The following is a 4,028-nucleotide window of genomic DNA, read 5'->3' on the forward strand; positions in this document are numbered from 1 at the left end:
ACTGTGTCAGCCTCGCCGCGCCGTCATAGTCGCAGACAATGCGCTGCCCGCCTGCATCCTCCACCTCGCGCAGCAGGTCGAATGCCCCGTGGCGGTAGCGCGTGGTCTGGCCCATCGCGCCGGTGTGGACGGCGATTTTACCCTCGCCGTCGTAGCGGAACGTCTCTGCGCCGCCGTCTGCCCGGATAACCGCGCTGACTTTCTCATGCGGGTTGCTCTCTCCCGGACGGTACTGCCAGTACGTGCTGCGCCCTTCCACATCCGTCACGCCCGTCAGCCGCAGCCAGCGGTCTTCCGCATAATGCGTCGTCCGGCCTGCCGCATCGGTATGCGCCGTCAGGCTGCCCTGCGCGTTATAAGCCCACTGTTCGCGACTGCCGTCCGGGTAAATGACCTCCTTTATCTGGCCATCTTCGGTGTAACGGTACTGCCATTTCTGGTCATTCACTTCCCGGTGAACCAGGTTGCCTTCGCTGTTATAGCGGTATGCCGCCGTGGTGCGGTGGTCCCGGTAAGCCGTTATCTGCCCGAACGCATCCCGCTGCCATTCCCGCTTGCGCCCGTCGGCATCCGTTTCGCTCAGGATGCGTCCGGCATAATCGCGTTTAATCTGTGTGACACGCCCGCCCGGCTGCCGGATGCTCACCGGATGGTCATATTCATCGCGCACCCATTCCGTGATGCGCCCCAGCGGGTCACGCTGTTTTATCAGCAGCCATGTTTCATCAAACCACAGTGTGGTGGTGGCTCCCGTCGCATCGGTGTACTCCGTTTTATGCTCTGCCGGGAAGTAGCGGAAGGTGTCGTTATACAGCCCCTCTTCGGTACCCGTCGCCACCACCCGCCCTTCATCGTCGTAGCGCAGGTGGAAATGCGTCGGGCCGTTGTCGCGCCAGGAATTCAGCCAGCCCTGTTCGGTGTACGTGTAATGCAGCGTGCCGTTAAACCGTGTCTGCGCATCACGCAGCCACCACTCATCGCCGTGGTGAGTGTAGTCATAACGAACCAGCTCACTGCCGTCCGCCTCGTCGCTGACGCGGTAAATCAGTCCTTCCGGGCCACACATCACCCGCAGGCGCAGGCCGCCGCTGTGTTCGACGTTTGTCAGATGGCCCACGCCGTTATAGAGAAAGCGGATTTCGTTGCGGTTACGGTCTTTGATAGCGGACAAACGCAGGCGGCGTGCGCCGGGGGAAACGGGTGTGAAGATATAGCCCTGCTGCGTATGCTCATCGAAGATGACGGCCCGCCTGCGGTTACCCGTCAGGCGGTAGTGCGGCACCAGCAGGTTGCGGCAGTTGTATGGCTCCTGCACCGTGGAATAGGCCGGACATAAACCCTCAGCATCAAAATAGGTGACATTCTGCCCGTCGCTGTCGAATTCCAGGTACTGTGACCAGTTACACAGCCAGCGAGTGCCCAGAAAGCCGCTCACGGTATGGCGGCCAGTGTAGGCGCGTTTCAGCGTTAACGGCAGGATATGGGGCCAGTGGAAATCAGTACGGTAGTCCAGATATTCGCCTGTTCCCGCGTCCACCGGGTCGCTGAATCCCTGGCTGATACGCTCATTGGCTGCCCGGTTTAACTGTTTTGCGCCCCACAGAGCTGTCAGAACCTCTAAACCGGACACGACAGATTGTTCTGTAACAGACATATCCGCATTAATCGGCCCGTACTGCCCGGTAGTCTTATCCGCCGTGATGGTTTTACACCCGTCCTGAATCACTGCCGAACAGGTGATTTTATGCCCCTTACGTGCGAGCGGCAGACTGTTTACAGAAATGATTTTGCTGCCCTCAGCTATCTGCGGCAGCGGTTCGCCCGGATCGTCGCTGCAAATCACTGGATCGGTTACCCGTGCCACTGCTTTTCCTTCAAAAGTGACATTGGGCGAACCTTCATGAATTTCTCCGGTATCAGAGGCCCAGCGGGAACCAATGGCCATCGCGGCACCGCCGACAAATCCCCCCGCCAGCCCTCCGGCTCCGGCAGCAACAGTGGCAGCGAGTACCCCCAGCGCAGCCCCTCCCGTCGCAACGACCAGTGCACCAACCGCAATCCCTACAATAAGTCCGCCAATCAACCCACCAATTGCGCCCAGAAAGGAATTGTTATGAACAATATGATGTCCCACACACGCCGGTATATCTGTGGGGCCAGAAACTGCGTGATCTTTACCCCAGGTATCCATAAACCAGTCACCCGCTTTGGTACCCAGCCATCCCCCCAGCATCCCTCCCGCCAGTCCGGCAACCAGCGGGCCGCCAAATCCAGCAACGGCTTTGGCTATTCCGGCTGCACAGGTTTTGGCCGCTGCTGCTGCCAGCCCTACTTTTGCCGTTGCCCCCACCATACTGACGACCGTGATTCCGACACTGGCAACATGCCCTGTGGTGGCGATGTTTTCTACTGTTTCGGCATTACTGTCCCGCTGGTTCAGTTCCGCCAGCTTTTCCTGCGCGCTTTTTTCCGTCATCCGTTCGTCCTTACCACTGCGTCCGCCGGGTTATTTGTCCTGCGGCATCCCAAAACGAAAATGCAACAATGTCCCCCGCATCGTTTTACGATCTTCCTCTGCCAGCGCCTGCGTTGAGGAATAGGTCAGCGTCAGCACCTGACGACCGTTAAGTATCACCAGCAGTAGCTGTTGTATCGTTATTCCGTTGTTGTTCCAGCTAAACTCCCAGTATTCCGCCGGACGCTCTTCCACATGGCAGGGTTCTTCCACCGTGAATGTCATCGCCTTCAGCTCAGTACGGAATTTCTTCTTCTGTACCGCCAGATAATCACTGAACTCCGCCCCTTCCGGCAGCATTTCACGCGTGACCACCAGGTTTGCGCCTGCAATGTCGCTCAGCACCGGTGTCAGAATGTTCATCGTGTTATCCTGCCAGTTTCCGGGCAGGGAAAAATGTCCTTCATTAATAAGGTATTGCATGGAGATAAATCCTATTGAATGCTGCTATTTTTACTGTGGATTGAGTGCCAGATGGGTGGGGCCGTTCAATGTGATGGTGCCGTCTGAATTCATGGTGAGTGAGCTTTTACCTACAGTTAGCGTAATCTGTGTTTTTGCCGTCAGATGAATAGCCCCGGAAATGGATGTAATAGAGATATCTTTTTCAACCGTTTCAGTACTGGTGCCAGTTTTTACCGTTACCTCCCGTATCCCTTTCTCCACAGTCAGGAGCTGATCCCCTTCCGTCACCTTGACATTGCGGTTTCCCTTAATCGTCTCAGTATGCTTACCCAAAACATCTTCCGTGCGGTCGATATGTATTTTCGTGGTTTCGTTATGGATGATGGTTTTCGTCCGGTCAGCATTTACCGTATGCGTTTCATTATTCTTCACCGTGGTGTTGAGATCTTTTTCCGCGTGGAACTTCACTTCCTCCGCGCCGGTTTTATCATCAAAACGCAGCATGTTGCCGTTCGCTGGCCCGCCATACAGTGAGTGGCTGAAGATCCCGCTCTGCGACGCCATTCCCGGCAGTCCCCACGGCGGCATGGTGTCCTGGTTGTAGGTGCGCCCCACGATGATCGGCAGATCCGGATCGCCGTTTTTGAAATCCACCAGCACTTCCTGGCCGATACGCGGGATCTGGATCATCCCGAAGCCTTTGCCCGCCCACGGGTAGCTGACGCGTATCCAGCAGGAGCTGTTTTCATCCATTTTGCCGTAACGGTCCCAGCCAAACTGCACCTTTACCCGCCCGTATTGATCGGTCCAGATTTCCTGCCCCGCCGGGCCGGTGACAATGGCGCTCTGCGGGCCTTTAGTGTGGGGTTTGCTCACCGTCCGCTGCGGGCGGAACACCTCACGGGTGGGGTGCAGTTCAAAACGGGTGGAGAAGGTAAAGTGCTGGTCCTGCCCGCTGTGCTGCGCGTTGTCCTGCACAAACAGCGTAGTCTGCGCCAACAGATATTCCTGGTTGAGTTCTGCCGTAGGGTGATTCATCAACGCAAAGGTGTGGCCAGTCATCAGCGTACGGATATTCCCGGCACCGTGAACCCGGCTGCCAGGGCTG

Annotated in this window: 3 protein-coding genes; all 3 read right to left on the bottom strand. The window is 57.1% G+C overall.

Going from position 1 to position 4,028, the window contains the following annotated elements:
• The coding region (locus tag ACLD4K_RS21740; RefSeq protein ID WP_411012485.1) for a DUF6531 domain-containing protein at positions 1-2,476 on the bottom strand (2,476 nt) is incomplete at its 3' end.
• 30 nt (positions 2,477-2,506) lie between these two features.
• Positions 2,507-2,938: a DcrB-related protein gene (locus ACLD4K_RS21745; protein WP_080210728.1), complete on the bottom strand. Its 432-nt coding sequence runs from the start codon at positions 2,936-2,938 to the stop codon at positions 2,507-2,509.
• A 30-nt stretch (positions 2,939-2,968) separates the two neighbouring features.
• A partial coding sequence (locus ACLD4K_RS21750) for a type VI secretion system Vgr family protein (protein WP_411012486.1) occupies positions 2,969-4,028 on the bottom strand: 1,060 nt, incomplete at its 5' end.

Source organism: Salmonella sp. 741265055_HSA, from assembly GCF_046569525.1.
Taxonomy (GTDB): domain Bacteria; phylum Pseudomonadota; class Gammaproteobacteria; order Enterobacterales; family Enterobacteriaceae; genus Salmonella; species Salmonella enterica.

Bases quoted from the DNA above. Each gene is read 5' to 3' on its own strand.
- ACLD4K_RS21745 (WP_080210728.1), bottom strand. From the start codon at position 2,938: ATGCAATACCTTATTAATGAAGGACATTTTTCCCTGCCCGGAAACTGG.